Source organism: Streptomyces litmocidini (assembly GCF_014649755.1).
GTDB lineage: Bacteria > Actinomycetota > Actinomycetes > Streptomycetales > Streptomycetaceae > Streptomyces > Streptomyces litmocidini.
Genome location: NZ_BMTQ01000005.1, coordinates 55,998 through 71,500 on the forward strand (window position 1 = coordinate 55,998; position 15,503 = coordinate 71,500).

A 15,503-nucleotide genomic window follows, 5' to 3' on the forward strand; every position below is an offset into this window, starting at 1 on the left:
GGGCCGTTCCCGGGAGGCCGTTCCCGGGGGCGCCCGGGAAGTCCCGTCCGGCTCGTGACGCCCGGCACCCCCTGGGTCAGGCCCCGCCGGTGTGGACCTGGAAGGCGGCCCTGCGGACCGCCTTGGCCAGGGCCGGGTCCGGGTGGGCGGCCGCCAGGGCGACCAGGACCTGGACCGTGCGGGGGTGGCCGACGGCGCGGACCTCGTCGAGCAGCGCCGGGACGGTGCCCTGCACGGCGGAGTCGAGGTGGCGGACGAGCAGCTCGCTCTCGCCGTGGTCGGCGACGGCCGCCGCGGTGTCGACCCAGAGCCAGGTCGCCTCCTCGCGGGTCAGCACCTCCTGGGCCTCGTCGGGGTCCGCCCCCTCGTACTCGGCCAGCCAGAGCAGCGCGTACGGGCGGAGCGAGGGCTCGGCGACGGTGGCCCGCACCTCGGCCTCGGCGGGCGCCCCGACGACGCGGAGCGCCTCGAAGGCGAGACCGCGCAGGAGGGCGTCCTCGCCTCGGGCGACGGCGAGGAGCTCGCTCACGGCGCTGGACAGGGTGCGGGCCGCGAGCCAGGCGCGGTACTCGTCGCGGGCCGGGCCCGGGGTGAGCCGGGCGCAGCCGCGGAGCATGTCCTCGGCGGACTGCTCGATGTTGCCCGCGGGGCTCTGCGCGGCGACGCAGATCTGCTCCAGCTTGACCCAGACCGCCCAGTTGCCGAGCGGGGTCAGGGTGGCGTGGCGCTCGTCGGCGCCGGGGTCCAGGGTGAGCGCGCCGACGGCGGCCAGGCCCTCCAGGGCCCAGTCGAGGAGGGCGGGCAGGCCGTCGAGGGCGGGGGCGTCCGCCGTCTCGGGCGGCTGCTCGGTCGCGGGGACCTCGCAGCGCTCCTCGCGGAGTTCCTCGACGCGCTGGCCGAGGAGGTCGAGGAGGGCGGGGACGAGGACCGGGCCCTGGGAGAGCTGGAGCAGCGAGAGCACCTGCGGGACGGCCTCGACGACCTCGGCGACGGCGCTCGGGGCGACCCCCTCGGGGGCGGGGTGCACCAGCGACCAGGCGTCGAAGAGGGCGACCCAGCCGCGCAGGACGGCGGAGTCGTCGCGGTCCCAGGCGTGCAGCCGCCAGCCGGGGCGGGCGGTGTCGCCGTGCAGCTCGACGAGCCCGGCGAGCCGGGCGCGGTCCCAGCCGGCCCGGACCTGGCCGGGTGTCAGGTCCAGTGCGGCCGCGGCCCGTTCCTGGGCGGGGCCGGCTCCGGGGCCGGTGCGGGGTGCCGTGTCGGCCCCGTGCTCGACGGCGGCCCAGCGGGCGATCCGTACGGCGTCGGCGAGGACGTGCCGGGCCTGGCGGGCGAGCTCCGCGCGGGGCGGAGTGCCCTCGGGCGGCCGCGGCGCCGGCCGGGTGCGCCGGGTCGTCACGGCCCGTCGGGCGGTGGCCAGCGCCCGCGGGCGGACGAGTCGGAGTCTGGAGTTGCGCGCCAATGGTTCATCGGGCTTTCGAGACGTCACGGGGGCAGTCTTCCCGCTGACGGCCCGAAAGCCCAATCGGAATCGGACGCCCCGTCGGACCGGGCGCCGAAACGGCCTCGGAAGGGCCGTCAGAGAAGGGGGGTGAGGAAGCGGCGCAGGGACTCCTCGTAACGGTTCGGGTCGGCGTTCCACATCGCGGCGTGCGGGGCCTGCTTCACGGTCCGCAGGCCGACCAGGCCGGGCAGGCGGGCGGCGAGCTCGACGGAGGGCTCCCAGGGGGCGAGGGTGTCGTCGGGGCCGTGGAAGAGGAGGGCCGGGGCGCGCAGGGCGCCCGGCTCGGAGACGGTCCGGAGGAGGTCGCCGTGCGGGCCGGTCCTGCCCTGGGCCGCGCGGACGGCGAGGGGGAGCAGGAGGCCCGGGACGTGGCGGGCCGCCGCGAGGTTGCGGAGGGTGGCCTCCCAGTCGAGGACCGGGGAGTCGAGGACGAGGCCGCCGATCCGGTCGCGCACGCCCGATTCGGCGGCGGCGCGCAGGGCCATCGTGGCGCCGGTCCCCCAGCCGTGCAGGACGACCTGCCGGGCCCCCCGGCGGACGGCGTAGCGGATGGCGGCGTCGACGTCCCGCCACTCGGAGTCGCCGAGGTGGGCGAGGCCGTCCGGGGAGGCGGGCGCCCCTTCGTCGCCCCGGTAGGCGGGGACGAGGACGGGGATCTTGCGGCGGTCGTAGAAGGGGACGAGGTTCAGCGGGTGCTCGCGGGTGGTGCCCAGGCCGTGCAGGGCGATCACCCAGGTGGCGCGGTGGCCGGGCACGAGCCAGGCGGGCAGGGGGCCGAGCTCGCCGGGGATCTCGACGTCCTCGTGGGGGAGGCCGAGGGCGCTGGTCGGGGTGCCGCGGTGGAGCTGGGGGGTGAGCCGGACGCGGGCGCCGGGTCCGAGGACGCCCAGCTCGACCCGCTCCAGGCGTCGGACGACGGTGTCGGCGGTGTGCGGGACCCGGTCGAGGACGGGGCCGAGGACGGCGTGCAGGCCGGGGGCGTCCATGCCGTACGTGCCGGGGCGCAGCGAGGCGAGGCTGCGGGTGAGGGTGATCCGTTCGGGCCCCGTGGCGTGCACGGTGAGTCCGGGATCCCCGGGCAGTGGTCGTCCGGACGGCACCTTGAGGGCGACGTCGCTGGCGTACCGGCCGGCCGCGATCGCGGCCGCGCCGACACCGATCAGTGTGGTGACGGCCGCTGCCGTCGCTGTAGCCGGGCGCACGCTCCCCAGTGTCGGGCAGGGCGGGGCGGGAGTGCCACCGGACGGACCCGCCCGGGGCGGACGGCGGCGGGACGGGAAGGGTCGCCCGGGCGGACCGCGGCGGGACCGGAGGGGTCGCCCGGGGAAGTGACGTGGGTCTCCTCCCGGGGGGTCCCCCGGCCGGACGGTCCTGTCCAGGGGGCGGGACCGGGTGCCGGGGAAGGAGACGGGGCGGGGCACACGCGTCCCGTGAGGACCGGGATTACCCGTGGTCCCCCTGTGACCGCATCGTGGACACCGGGCGCTCCGGAGCCGGAAGCGGAACCTCTTGACACCGGATAGGGACACTGCGCCGACCGTCCCAGTTCATCTTCCGTTCACCCAGGTTGCTTACGTTCGACGCGCCACTGACGTCAAACGATTGCCTGGGTAAATGGAACACATCACGCTGCTGCTCGCCATTGTGGTCGTGACAGCTCTCGTGTTCGATTTCACGAACGGTTTCCACGACACCGCCAACGCGATGGCCACGACCATCTCGACCGGTGCGCTCAAGCCCAAGACGGCGGTGGCCATGTCCGCCGTGCTGAACCTCGCCGGCGCGTTCCTGTCCGTGGAGGTCGCCAAGACGATCTCCAAGGGACTGGTCAACGAGGAGGGCATCCAGCCCGAAGTGATCCTCGCCGCGCTCGTCGGCGCGATCCTCTGGAACCTGGTGACCTGGCTGGTCGGACTGCCCTCCAGCTCCTCCCACGCCCTGATGGGCGGCCTCATCGGCGCGACCGTCGCCTCGATCGGCGTCAGCGGTGTCAACGGCGAGGTCGTCGTCACCAAGGTCCTCATCCCGGCCGTCGCCGCTCCGATCGTCGCGGGCATCGCCTCGATGCTGGCCACGAAGCTGACGTACGGGATCGGCGCCAGGACCGACGAGAAGGACACGGCCAAGGGCTACCGGGTCGGCCAGATCGCCTCCGCCGGTCTCGTCTCCCTCGCCCACGGCACCAACGACGCCCAGAAGACGATGGGCATCATCACCCTCGCCCTGGTGGCCGGCGGCGCCCTCGCCCCCGGCTCCAACCCGCCCGTCTGGGTCATCGTCTCCGCCGGTCTGGCGATCGCGCTCGGCACCTACCTCGGCGGCTGGCGCATCATCCGCACCATGGGCAAGGGCCTCACGGACCTCCAGCCCCAGCAGGGCTTCGCCGCCCAGACCAGCGCGGCCACGACCATCCTGGCCTCCTCCCACCTCGGCTTCTCGCTCTCCACCACCCACGTCGTCTCGGGTGGCGTCATGGGCGCGGGCCTCGGCCGCAAGGGCGGTGTCGTCCGCTGGTCGACCGCCACCCGCATGTTCGCCGCCTGGGGCCTGACCCTGCCGGCCGCGGGCCTGGTCGGCGCGGGCGCCGAGTACGTCGCCCGCCAGGGCGACTGGGGCGTCTACGTCGTCGCCGCCTTCCTGATCGCCTCCTGCGTCGGCATCTGGCTCGTCTCCCGCCGCCAGGTGGTCGACCACAACAACGTCAACGACGTCGACACCGACGCCGAGGCCGCCGGTGTCGTGACCACCGCGATCGCGGCCGTCACCCCGCCGCCGGCCGGTTCCGTCGCCGCCGTCGCGGACGAGGACCTGAAGACCACCATCCCCGCGCCGGTCCCCACGGACCCGGCCGCTCCCCCGGCTCCCGCCGCGGTCTGAGGAACTGGAACCAAGCATGAAGATCGACTGGGCAGCTCTCGGCTCCGTCTTCGGAGTCAGCCTCGGGGCGACCGTCGCCCTCGTGGCCCTCTTCACCCTCGGTGTCATCGGCCTCTCCAAGCAGGAGCGGGCCGCCGCCCAGGGAGGCTCCGCAGCCCTGGCCCGCACCGGCGCCTACGCCTGCTTCGCCCTGTGCCTGGCGGCCGTGGCGTACGGCATCTACCTGATCGTCGCCTGACGCTCCCGTTCACCTCGGCCGGGCGGCCCGCATCCCCGGATGCGGGCCGCCCGGCCGTCGTGTCTGTGGTGCTTCGCACAGTGACGCGACGCAGGTCAAGGGTGAGTTGACGGCTGTTCTCGGCCCGTGGTGGACTGCCGGGGCCATTGCGGCGGCAGTAGAGGAAGTCCGGTGCGAATCCGGCGCGGTCCCGCCACTGTGACCGGATCCGAGGGGTCCGGGAGCCAGGAACTCTCGCCGCCGGTCACGTCGATCCAGGGCGCGGACCCTGAGTGAGGACAGAGCGCCATGCCCGGCCGCGGCCGCAGCGTCTCCCCAGCCACCGGTGTCTTCGCGTACGGCGCGGCCCTGGGCCTCGCCGTCGACCTGCTCGTCGGCGACCCCCGCCGCGGACACCCCGTCGCCGCCTTCGGCCGGGCGGCGGCCCGCGTCGAGCGGGCCCTGTGGCGCGACCACCGCGGCTGGGGCGCCCTGCACACCGCCGTCTGCGCCGGTGCCGCCGTCGCGGCCGGCGCCCTGGCCGCCCGTACGGTACGGGGCAGCCGCGCCGGATCCGTCGCGCTCACCGCGGCGGCCGTCTGGGCCGTCGTCGGCGGTACGACCCTGGGGCGCGAGGCCCGTGCGATCGGCGGTGCCCTCGCCGCCGGGGACCTGGAGGTGGCCCGGGAACGGCTGCCGCACCTGTGCGGACGCGACCCGCAGTCCCTCGACGGTCCCGCGATGGCCCGCGCGGTCGTCGAGTCCGTCGCCGAGAACACCTCCGACGCCGTCGTGGGCGCCCTCTTCTGGGGAGCGGTCGCGGGCGTGCCGGGCCTCGTCGGCTTCCGGGCCGTCAACACCCTCGACGCGATGGTCGGCCACAAGTCGCCCCGCCACCGCCGGTACGGCTGGGCCTCGGCCCGCCTCGACGACCTGGCCGGCTGGCCCGGGGCCCGGCTGACCGCCGCGCTCGCGACCGTCGCCGGCGGAGACCCGCGCGGAGCCGTACGGGCCTGGCGTGCGGACGCCGCGAAGCACCCGAGCCCGAACGCGGGACCGGTCGAGGCCTCCTTCGCGGGCGCCCTCGGCGTACGGCTCGGGGGGACCCTCTCGTACGCCGGGCGGGTCGAGCACCGGCCCGTCCTCAACGGGGAGGGGCGGCCCGTGGAGGTCGCCGACATCGACCGCGCGGTCCGGCTGTCCCGCCGGATCACCGGACTGACCCTGGCCGCCTGCGTGGGCGGCCGCATGATCGCGAGCGCGCTGAAGCGGAGGAACGCATGAGGGGTGGGGGGCTGCTCGTCGCCGGGACCACGTCCGACGCGGGCAAGAGCGTCGTCACGGCCGGCATCTGCCGCTGGCTGGTCCGGCAGGGCGTCAAGGTCGCGCCGTTCAAGGGACAGAACATGTCCCTGAACTCCTTCGTCACCCGGGAGGGCGCCGAGATCGGCCGGGCGCAGGCCATGCAGGCGCAGGCCGCGCGGGTGGAGCCGACCGCGCTCATGAACCCGGTGCTGCTCAAGCCCGGCAGCGACCGCTCCAGCCAGGTCGTCCTCATGGGCAGGCCCGTCGGCGAACTGAGCGCCCGGGGCTACCACGGCGGACGGCAGGGGGAACTCCTCGAGCCGGTCCTGGCGTGCCTGGAGGAGCTGCGGGGCACGTATGACGCCGTGATCTGCGAGGGGGCGGGCAGTCCGGCCGAGATCAACCTGCGGCGCACGGACATCGTGAACATGGGCATCGCGCGGGCCGCGAAGCTGCCCGTGGTCGTGGTCGGGGACATCGACCGGGGCGGGGTCTTCGCCCAGTTCTTCGGGACGACGGCGCTGCTCTCGCCGGAGGACCAGTCGCTCGTGGCGGGCTACCTCGTGAACAAGTTCCGGGGCGACGTGACGCTCCTCGAACCCGGCCTCGACATGCTGCACGGGCTCACCGGCCGCCGGACCTTCGGCGTGCTGCCGTACGCGCACGGGCTCGGCATCGACGAGGAGGACGGCCTGCGCGTGTCCCTGCGGGGCACCGTCCGCGAGTCGGTCGTCGCACCGCCGGTCGGCGAGGACGTGCTGCGGGTCGCCGTCTGCGCCGTGCCGCTGATGTCCAACTTCACGGACGTCGACGCGCTGGCCGCCGAGCCGGGCGTCGTCGTCCGGTTCGTGGACCGGCCCGAGGAGCTCGTCGACGCGGACCTCGTCGTCGTCCCGGGCACCCGGGGCACGGTGAAGGCGCTGGCGTGGCTGCGCGAGCGGGGGCTCGCCGACGCCCTCGTCCGGCGCGCGGCCGAGGGCCGGCCGGTGCTGGGCGTCTGCGGCGGCTTCCAGGCCCTCGGCGAGCGCATCGAGGACGAGGTCGAGTCGAAGGCCGGCGTGGTCGACGGGCTCGGGCTGCTGCCCGTACGGGTCCGGTTCGCGCCCGAGAAGACCCTCGCCCGGCCGGTCGGCGAGGCGCTCGGCGAGCGGGTCGAGGGGTACGAGATCCACCACGGCGTGGCCGAGGTGCTCGGCGGGGACGCGTTCCTGGACGGCTGCCGGGTGGGCTCCGTGTGGGGCACCCACTGGCACGGCTCGCTGGAGAGCGACGGCTTCCGGCGGGCGTTCCTGCGGGAGGTCGCGGCGGCGGCCGGGCGGCGGTTCGTGCCGGCGCCGGACACGTCGTTCGGCGCGCTGCGCGAGGAGCAGCTCGACCGGCTCGGCGACCTGGTCGAGGAACACGCGGACACGGACGCGCTGCTGCGGCTGATCGAGGAGGGCGCCCCGGAGGGGCTGCCGTTCGTGCCGCCGGGGGCGCCGTGAGCGCCGGCTCCCCGCGTGGGCGGGGAGCGCACGGGAAGTCCGCCCACAGCCGGGCCGACGGCGGGGCCGTCCCCGCGCGCGTGGGGAACGCCGGCGGTCCCGCCCGAGGCTCACGCGCCTGCGCCCGAGCCGAACAGAAGTCACCCGAAGGAGCGAGCATCCGATGAACACCCGCTACCCGTTCACCGCCGTCGTCGGCATGGACGACCTGCGGCTCGCGCTGCTGCTGACGGCCGTCAGCCCGGCCGTGGGCGGCGTGCTGGTGCGGGGTGAGAAGGGCACGGCGAAGAGCACCGCCGTCCGCGCGCTCGCCGAGCTGCTGCCCGAGGTCCCGGTGGTCGCGGGCTGCCGCTTCAGCTGCGACCCCGACTCGCCCGACCCCGGCTGCCCCGACGGGCCGCACGGCAACGCGCCGGGCACCTCCCGTCCCGCCCGGATGGTCGAGCTGCCCGTCGGCGCCTCCGAGGACCGGCTCGTCGGCGCGCTCGACATCGAGAAGGCGCTCGCCGAGGGCGTGAAGGCCTTCGAACCGGGGCTGCTCGCCGCCGCCCACCGGGGGATCCTCTACGTCGACGAGGTCAACCTCCTGCACGATCACCTCATCGACCTCCTCCTGGACGCGGCCGCCATGGGCGCCTCCCACGTGGAGCGCGAGGGCGTCTCCGTGCGGCACGCCGCCCGCTTCCTGCTCGTCGGGACCATGAACCCCGAGGAGGGCGAGCTGCGGCCGCAGCTGCTCGACCGGTTCGGTCTCACCGTCGAGGTGGCCGCCTCGCGGGACCCCGAGCAGCGGGTCGAGGTCGTGCGGCGGCGGCTCGCGTTCGAGGACGACCCGGCCGCCTTCGCCGCCCGCTGGGCCGACGAGGAGACGGCGCTGCGCGAACGGATCGTCACCGCCCGGAAGTTGCTGCCCCGGGTGACGCTCGGGGACGCGGTGCTGCTCCAGATCGCCGCGACCTGCGCGGCGTTCGAGGTGGACGGCATGCGCGCCGACATCGTGATGGCCCGGGCCGCGACCGCGCTCGCCGCCTGGGCCGGACGGACCGAGGTCACCTCGGAGGACGTGCGGCAGGCCGCGCTCCTGGCCCTCCCCCACCGGCGGCGGCGCTCGCCCTTCGACGCGCCCGGCCTCGACGAGGACAAGCTCGACGAGACCCTGGAGCAGTTCAAGGGGGACGAGCCGGACGAGGATCCCGAGCCCGACGGGCCGGGTGACGGCGGTCCCGGTGGCGGCGGTCCCGACGGCGGCGGTCCCGACGGCGGGGGCATCCCGCCGCAGGGCGAGGGGCCCGACGGTCCCGCGCCCGAGTCTGCCGGGGCCCCGGAGGGCACGCCCGCCCCGCAGGACGCCCCGCAGGACGCCCCGCAGGGCTCCGGCGCCGGTGAGCGCGGGGCCGTCAAGGCCGGCGAGCCCTTCCGTACGAAGGTGCTGAGCGTGCCCGGTCTCGGCGAGGGAGCGGCCGGGCGCCGTTCCCGGGCCCGCACCGAGCACGGCCGCACCACCGGCTCCACCCGGCCCCGGGGCGCGCTGACCAAGCTGCACCTGGCCGCGACCGTCCGGGCCGCCGCCCCGCACCAGCGGGCCCGCGGACGGTCCGGGCCCGGGCTCGTGGTCCGCCGCGACGACCTGCGGCAGGCGACCCGGGAGGGGCGCGAGGGGAACCTGGTGCTCTTCGCCGTCGACGCCTCCGGCTCCATGGCCGCGCGGCAGCGGATGAGCGCCGTGAAGGGCGCCGTGCTCTCGCTGCTGCTCGACGCCTACCAGCGGCGCGACAAGGTCGGTCTCGTCACCTTCCGGGGGCGGGACGCCGAGGTCGCGCTGCCGCCGACCTCGTCCGTGGACGCGGCCGCCGCCCGGCTGGAGAAGCTTCCGACCGGAGGCCGTACGCCGCTGTCCGCCGGGCTGCTCAAGGCCCATGACGTGCTGCGGGTCGAGCGGCTGCGGGACCCCTCGCGCCGCCCGCTGCTCGTCGTCGTGACCGACGGGCGGGCGACCGGCGGCGGCGCCGACCCTGTGGCGCTCGCGGCCCGCGCGGCGCGGCTGCACGCGGCCGAGGGCACGGCGTCGGTGGTCGTGGACTGCGAGACCGGCCCGGTGCGGCTCGGACTCGCGGGGGCCCTGGCGCGCGAACTCGGCGGCACCGCCGTCACCTTGGACGAGCTGCGCGCCGACTCGATCGCCGGCCTCGTCAGGGACGTACAGGCTGCAGGACAGACAACGCAGACAGCATGGAGGGCCGCTTAATGCCGCAGGGACAGCCGACCGTCGTGCCCGACGACGGCCTCACCACCCGTCAGCGCCGCAACCGGGCGCTGGTGATGGTGCACACCGGCGTCGGCAAGGGGAAGTCGACCGCCGCGTTCGGCATGGCGCTGCGCGCCTGGAACCAGGGCTGGCCGATCGGGGTGTTCCAGTTCGTCAAGTCCGCCAAGTGGCGGGTCGGCGAGGAGAACGCCCTCAAGGCGCTCGGCGAGACCGGCAAGGGCGGCACGGTCACCTGGAACAAGATGGGCGAGGGCTGGTCCTGGATCCAGCGCGAGGTCGCCGAGGGCGAGCAGTCCCACGAGGAGAAGGCCCGCGAGGGCTGGGAGCAGGTCAAGCGCGACCTCGCCGAGGAGAAGTACAAGTTCTACGTCCTCGACGAGTTCGCGTACCTGCTGCACTGGGGCTGGATCGACGTCGAGGAGGTCGTCGAGGTGCTGCGCGACCGTCCCGGTCAGCAGCACGTCGTCATCACCGGCCGCAACGCGCCGCAGGAGCTCCAGGACTTCGCCGACCTGGTGACCGACATGTCGAAGGTGAAGCACCCGATGGACGCGGGTCAGAAGGGCCAGCGGGGCATCGAGTGGTAGCACGTCTCGTCATCGCCGCGCCGTCGTCCGGCGCGGGCAAGACCACGGTCGCGACCGGCCTGATGGCCGCGTTCGCCGGCCGTGGTCTGGCGGTGTCCCCGCACAAGGTCGGGCCCGACTACATCGACCCGGGCTACCACGCGCTCGCGACCGGCCGTCCGGGCCGCAACCTCGACGCGTACATGTGCGGTACGGGGCTGGTCGCGCCGCTCTTCCTGCACGGGGCGCGCGGCTGCGACCTGGCCGTGGTCGAGGGGGTCATGGGCCTGTACGACGGCGCCGCCGACCAGGGCGAACTGGCGTCCACCGCGCAGGTCGCGAAGCTGCTCAAGGCGCCGGTGGTCCTCGTCGTCGACGCCTCCTCGCAGTCGCGGTCGGTGGCGGCGCTCGTGCACGGGTTCGCGTCCTGGGACCCGGAGGTGCGGATCGGGGGCGTGATCCTCAACAAGGTCGCGACGGACCGGCACGAGCACCTGCTGCGGGAGGCGCTCGGCGAGTCCGGGGTGCCGGTGCTGGGCGTGCTGCGGCGGGCCCCCGCCGTCTCGACTCCGTCGCGGCACCTGGGTCTCGTGCCGGTCGCCGAGCGGCAGGCTCAGGCCGTGGAAGCCGTGGCCGCCCAGGCGGAGCAGGTGCTCCGGGGGTGCGACCTGGACGCACTGCTGGCGCTCGCGCGGTCGGCGCCTGGACTGCACGCCGAGCCGTGGGACGCCCACGGGTCGTGGGCGGGCGTTCCGCGGGGCGGAACCGGTGGGCACGACCCGGCCACCGGGCCGCGGGCAACGAACGAGCGCGGCCGCGGGCCGGTGGTGGCGGTCGCCGGAGGCGCCGCGTTCACGTTCTCGTACGCCGAGCACACGGAGCTGCTCCGGGCCGCCGGCGCCGAGGTCGTCACGTTCGACCCGCTGCGGGACGAAGCCCTCCCCGAGGGGACGAGCGGGCTCGTCATCGGCGGCGGCTTCCCCGAGATGTACGGCGAGCAGCTGTCCGCCAACGAACCCCTCCGCAAGGCCGTCGCCGAACTGGCGGCCTCCGGCGCGCCCGTCGCCGCCGAGTGCGCCGGGCTGCTGTACCTGGCGCGGTCGCTCGACGGGACGCCGATGTGCGGGGTGCTCGACGCCGACGCGCGGATGTCGGAGCGGCTCACGCTCGGCTACCGGGACGCCGTCGCCGTGAACGACAGCGTCCTCGCGCCCGCCGGGACGCGGATGCGGGGGCACGAGTTCCACCGCACCGTGATCGAGCCGGGCGCCGGACCGCTGGCGGCCTGGGGGCTGCGGCAGCCCGAGCGGCGCGTCGAGGGCTTCGTGCGGGGCGGGGTGCACGCCAGCTACGTGCACACCCACTGGGCGGGGTCCCCCGGGGTGGCCGCGCGGTTCGTGGAGCACTGCGCGTGAGCTCAGCCGCCGGAGACGCCCACCACGAACCAGATGAAGGCCACGCCCGCCACCGTGCACAGCACGGTGGAGCGGGCGGGGTGTTCGTGGTGGGCCTCCGGCAGGATCTCGGCCGCGGCGAGGTAGAGCAGGGCGCCGCCGAAGAAGCCGAGATAGCAGCCGAGCAGTTCCTCCGGAAGGGTGAACAGGGTGGCGAGCCCGGCGCCGGCGAGCGGGGCGACGGCGTCCGCGACGAGCATGGCGAGGGCCTTGCGGCGGGCGTTCCCGTAGAGGCTCGTGATCGTGTACGTGTTGAAGCCGTCGGCGAAGTCGTGGGTGATGACGGCGAGCGCGACGGTGGCGCCCATGCCGCCGCTGACCTGGAAGGCGGCGCCGAGCGCGATGCCGTCCATCAGGCTGTGGAGGACCATCGCGGCGGCCGCGGTGAGGCCGACCTGAGGAACCCTCTCGTCGGCGCCGACGCCGTGGGCGGCGCGGTTGACGGCGAGGAGGCGTTCGACGACGTGCGCGAAGAGGAAGCCGCCGACGAAGAGCAGCAGGGCCTCCGGGACGCCGAAGACCTTCTTCCCCGCGGCCTCCAGGGCCTCCGGCAGGAGGTCGAGTCCGACGACGCCGAGCATGAGTCCGCCGGCGAGGCCGAGGACGAGGTGGCGGCGGTCGGTGACGCGCCCGGCGACCCAGCCGCCGAAGAGCGTCATGAGGAACGCGCCGAGCGCGACGACTACTGCCATGGGCCTTTGCTATCGGATGGGGTGGCGGGTGCGCACCTCGGCGTCGGGGCCCGGCCGGGGACGACCGTGGACGAGCTGCTGGCGCTGATCGGGGAGGCCCTGCGGGAGGCGGGGCTTCCGGCCGGGTGCGTGCGGTCGCTCGCCACGCTGGACGCGCGGGCCGCCGAGCCGGGGATCGTGGCGGCCGCGGCGGCCCTGGGAGTGCCGGTGCGGGGGTTCTCGGCCCGGGAGCTGGCGGTCGTTCCCGTACCGCATCCTTCGCCGCTGCCGCTGGCCGCGACGGGCACGGCCTCCGTGGCGGAGGCCGCGGCGCTGCTCGCGGCGGGTGCGGCCGGGGAGGCGGGGTCGGAGGCGGGCGCGGGGTCGGAGGCCGGTGCGGGCGCGGGTACGGAAGCCGGTGCGGGCGCGGGGTCGGAAGCCGGTGCGGGCGCGGGGTCGGAAGCCGGTGCGGGCGCGGGGTCGGAAGCCGGTGCGGCGGCGGTGGCAGGCGCCGGGGCGGGTGGCCGGGCGGGGCCCGGGGCGCCGCTCGTCGGGCGGGGCGGGCCCGTGTTGGTCGTCCCGAAGCGGAAATCTCGGCGCGCGACCTGCGCGATCGCCGCTTTCGTCCCGGTTCGTCCGAACGAAGTGACGTCCGTCGCACGGTTGTTGCCCTTGACGCACGGGTACATCGCTGGCGAGCCTGGCTCACCCCCCACCATCCCCACCCCCCACACGACGGCGGCCATGGACACGCACACGCACACCGACGCCCACGACCTGCGCCACCACGGTGACGCCGAGGTCCGGGACGAGAAACTCATCGACCTGGCGGTCAACGTCCGGACGAACACCCCGCCGGACTGGCTGCGGAAGCGGATCGCCGACTCGCTGACCGGTCTCGCCGCCTACCCGGACGGCCGGGCCGCGCGGGCCGCGGTCGCCGAGCGGCACGACCTGCCCGCGAAGCGGGTGCTCCTGACGGCCGGCGCGGCGGAGGCCTTCGTCCTGCTCGCGCGGGCCCTGCCGGTGCGGCGGCCGGTGGTGGTGCACCCCCAGTTCACCGAGCCGGAGGCGGCGCTGAGGGACGCCGGGCACGAGGTGGAGCGGGTGCTGCTGCGCGAGGAGGACGGCTTCCGGCTGGATCCGGCGGCGGTTCCGGAGGACGCGGACCTGGTGGTGATCGGGAACCCGACGAACCCGACCTCCGTGCTGCACCCGGCCGCCTCGATCGCCGCGCTCGCCCGTCCGGGCCGGACCCTGGTGGTCGACGAGGCGTTCATGGACGCGGTGCCGGGTGAGCGGGAGTCGCTGGCCGGGCGGACCGACGTGCCGGGGCTCGTGGTGCTGCGGAGCCTCACCAAGACCTGGGGGCTCGCCGGGCTGCGGATCGGGTACGTGCTGGCCGAGCCGGAGACGATCGGGGCCCTGGAGCGGACGCAGCCGCTGTGGCCCGTGTCGACGCCCGCCCTGGTGGCGGCGGAGGCGTGCATGACGCGGGCGGCGCTCGCGGAGGCGGAGCACGCGGCGCACCGGATCGGGGTGGAGCGGGCCCATCTGCTGGCCGGGCTCGCGGAGTTCGACGAGGTGCGCACGGTGGAGGGGGCGGAGGGCCCCTTCGTGCTGCTGCGGATCGACGGGGCGGACGCGGTGCGGGAGCGGCTGCGGTCGCTGGGGTTCGCGGCCCGCCGGGGCGACACGTTCCCGGGGCTCGACCGGAACTGGCTGCGGCTGGCGGTCCGGGACCGGGTGACGACGAACCGTTTCCTGCAGGCGCTGGACCAGGCACTGCTGATCGGCGGTTGATCGCCCCGCCGGGGCGTGCGGAAGGGCCCGGGGAGGGCGGCGTCGTCACCGCCCTCCCCGGACCCCCGCTTCCCTCCCGGCGCCCCCGGCGCTTCCCCCTCGGGCCGTCAGTCGCGGGAACGGGCGCGCGAGCGGGTCACGGCGAGGGCGCCGCCGCCGGCGACGAGGAGGGCGAGCGCTCCGGCCGCGATGTACGGGGTGGTGGAGCTGCCGCCGGTCTCGGCGAGGTTCTCGGTGGGCGTGGTGCCGCCGTTGTTCGTCTTGACGCCGCCGGCGTCGCCCGGCCGGACCGAGGGCTGCGGCGCGGGCCGCTCGCTCGGCTTCCGGGTGGGCCGGTCGGTCGGCTTCCGGGTGGGCTCCTGGGTCGGGGCCGTGCCCTCGGGCGTCTCACAGGTGGCCTCGGCGAGGGTCACCGTGCCGTCGACCGCGGCGACGCCGAGCTTCAGCGGGTCGACCTCCACCTTGAGTTCGAGGGCCGTGGCCGCGGCGGTGCGGGAGGTGGTGGAGGTGCGGGAGAGGTCCAGGGTGACCCGGCCGACGCCCGGCACGGCGACCTGGGTCCGGCCGCCCGCGGACAGGGTGGTCTTCTTGCCGAACACCGTCACGTGACCGAGGACGTTCGACTCGGCGACCGGCTTCTTCCCCACCTCGCAGAGCGCCTTGGACGTGACCTTCTCGACCTCGACGAGGGAGAGCAGCGGAATGCCGGGGACGTGCACCCGCGCCCTGACGAGGTTGACGTGTCCCTCGGCCTTCTCCTCGTCCACGGTCGCGTCCGCGGTGGCGACGTCGGCCTTGAGGAGGTCGACCGGCTTCCCGCCCTCGGCCCCCCGCACCTTCACGGAGAGCGCGGTCTCGTTCTCGCTCGCCGGCGCCTCGACCTCGTTGAGGGAGGTCCGCACCGGCACGTCCACGGTCTTGCCGAGGAGGGAGACGTCGAGACCGGCCCGCAGCACGACGGCGGTGGAGCGCCCTTCGCCGCCCGTGGCGTGGGCCGCCGGGGCCGCGAGGAGCACGGGTCCGACGGCCAGGGCGGCGACGGTCGCGGCAGCGGCGGAACGGCGTACGGGCAGGCGGAAGGTGTTGCTGTTCAAGATGGTGGAACCCCCACAGGAGACATGGCGCCGCCGGGCCGCTCACCACGGGGACGGTGGGTCGCTGCGGCCTCGGCGACTTGAGACACCGGAATCTTTACGCACGGAGAGTGAACCGGCGGTCGCCTGCCGTGAGTTCACTCCAAAGGGGGGTTTCCGTGTTCATTTTCGATTTTCTTCGACACAACCGTTCCCAGCCACCCCGCGCGTTTCGTACGGGGCGCCGTGCGCGTGAGGAGTGAGAACGATCCGCGGCCGACCAGGG

Annotated in this window: 12 protein-coding genes and 1 riboswitch; of the genes, 8 read left to right on the top strand and 4 right to left on the bottom strand. The window is 75.4% G+C overall.

The genetic code is table 11. The features are described 5' to 3' along the window. Positions 1-76: 76 nt before the first annotated feature. Positions 77-1,486: a hypothetical protein gene (locus IE180_RS12550; RefSeq protein WP_373302744.1), complete on the bottom strand. Its 1,410-nt coding sequence runs from the start codon at positions 1,484-1,486 to the stop codon at positions 77-79. A gap of 89 nt (positions 1,487-1,575) precedes the next feature. Beyond that, entirely contained in the window at positions 1,576-2,703 is a 1,128-nt protein-coding gene (locus IE180_RS12555; RefSeq protein WP_190156932.1) for an alpha/beta hydrolase, read from the bottom strand. Between the two features lie 412 nt (positions 2,704-3,115). Here IE180_RS12555 and IE180_RS12560 point away from each other — a divergent pair, with 412 nt between their 5' ends. The 7 genes from IE180_RS12560 to IE180_RS12590 all read left to right on the top strand — a co-directional run bounded on the left by IE180_RS12560 (position 3,116) and on the right by IE180_RS12590 (position 11,631). Then, a complete protein-coding gene (locus tag IE180_RS12560) occupies positions 3,116-4,378 on the top strand; it encodes an inorganic phosphate transporter (protein ID WP_190156933.1) in 1,263 nt (420 codons plus the stop codon). A gap of 16 nt (positions 4,379-4,394) precedes the next feature. Next, positions 4,395-4,616, top strand: a complete 222-nt coding sequence (locus IE180_RS12565; protein WP_123451027.1) for a hypothetical protein — start codon at positions 4,395-4,397, stop codon at positions 4,614-4,616. A 113-nt stretch (positions 4,617-4,729) separates the two neighbouring features. Further along, a riboswitch (cobalamin riboswitch) is annotated at positions 4,730-4,869 on the top strand. Between the two features lie 35 nt (positions 4,870-4,904). Beyond that, positions 4,905-5,879: a cobalamin biosynthesis protein gene (locus IE180_RS12570; RefSeq protein WP_190156934.1), complete on the top strand. Its 975-nt coding sequence runs from the start codon at positions 4,905-4,907 to the stop codon at positions 5,877-5,879. Continuing rightward, the gene (locus tag IE180_RS12575) at positions 5,876-7,384 is read left to right on the top strand and encodes a cobyric acid synthase (protein WP_190156935.1); all 1,509 of its coding nucleotides are present in this window, start codon (positions 5,876-5,878) and stop codon (positions 7,382-7,384) included. The genes IE180_RS12570 and IE180_RS12575 overlap by 4 nt, the downstream gene beginning before the upstream one ends. A gap of 163 nt (positions 7,385-7,547) precedes the next feature. Next, positions 7,548-9,629, top strand: coding sequence for a putative cobaltochelatase (locus tag IE180_RS12580; protein WP_190156936.1), 2,082 nt, complete (start codon positions 7,548-7,550; stop codon positions 9,627-9,629). Next, on the top strand, positions 9,629-10,237 hold the full coding sequence (gene cobO / locus IE180_RS12585) for a cob(I)yrinic acid a,c-diamide adenosyltransferase (protein WP_190156937.1): 609 nt from the start codon (positions 9,629-9,631) through the stop codon (positions 10,235-10,237). Before IE180_RS12580 ends, cobO begins: the two co-directional genes overlap by 1 nt. Continuing rightward, positions 10,231-11,631: a cobyrinic acid a,c-diamide synthase CobB gene (locus IE180_RS12590; RefSeq protein ID WP_190156938.1), complete on the top strand. Its 1,401-nt coding sequence runs from the start codon at positions 10,231-10,233 to the stop codon at positions 11,629-11,631. The genes cobO and IE180_RS12590 overlap by 7 nt, the downstream gene beginning before the upstream one ends. 2 nt (positions 11,632-11,633) lie before the next feature. Here the strand turns inward: IE180_RS12590 and IE180_RS12595 are convergent, their stop codons facing one another. Beyond that, on the bottom strand, positions 11,634-12,362 hold the full coding sequence (locus IE180_RS12595; RefSeq protein ID WP_190156939.1) for a ZIP family metal transporter: 729 nt from the start codon (positions 12,360-12,362) through the stop codon (positions 11,634-11,636). 21 nt (positions 12,363-12,383) lie between these two features. Here IE180_RS12595 and cobC point away from each other — a divergent pair, with 21 nt between their 5' ends. Continuing rightward, positions 12,384-14,144, top strand: a complete 1,761-nt coding sequence (gene cobC / locus IE180_RS12600; protein ID WP_190156940.1) for an Rv2231c family histidinol phosphate aminotransferase CobC — start codon at positions 12,384-12,386, stop codon at positions 14,142-14,144. Between the two features lie 107 nt (positions 14,145-14,251). Here cobC and IE180_RS12605 read toward each other — a convergent pair whose 3' ends face one another. After that, on the bottom strand, positions 14,252-15,238 hold the full coding sequence (locus IE180_RS12605) for an SCO1860 family LAETG-anchored protein (protein ID WP_190156941.1): 987 nt from the start codon (positions 15,236-15,238) through the stop codon (positions 14,252-14,254). Positions 15,239-15,503: the final 265 nt, after the last annotated feature.